The 279-nt window shown below is 55.9% G+C and carries 1 protein-coding gene; it reads right to left on the bottom strand.

The features are described from left to right. Positions 1-261, bottom strand: a 261-nt coding sequence (locus tag ACZ3HH_RS29725; protein WP_465810120.1) for an AraC-like ligand-binding domain-containing protein, incomplete at its 3' end; no start/stop codon positions are given. Positions 262-279 lie beyond the last annotated feature (18 nt).

The following is a 279-nucleotide window of genomic DNA, read 5'->3' as shown; positions in this document are numbered from 1 at the left end:
ATATGGAAGCAATGGATCGATCAGCGTGAGGTTTCCCGCGCTCAAAGTCACTTCGCGTGCATTTTGTGCGATCAAGACGGAACCGGAGACCTGGTAACACACGAATAGTTGGTCGGAACGCGCGCGAGTCGCTTGCGCGAGGGTGTGGCTTACCTGCATAGGAGAATTGCGAAACTGGACAAGTTCCAGATTGCCCAAGCCGCCAACCTCAATTGAGGCCCCAAAGTTCAACCGATCCGCGGGGATCGTCTCGTGCTCCACGATCCGTTGGCAAGCGAC

The organism is Pseudomonas sp. PME37.24/025, assembly GCF_055556615.1.
This window is presented reverse-complemented; position numbering and strand designations above follow the sequence as displayed.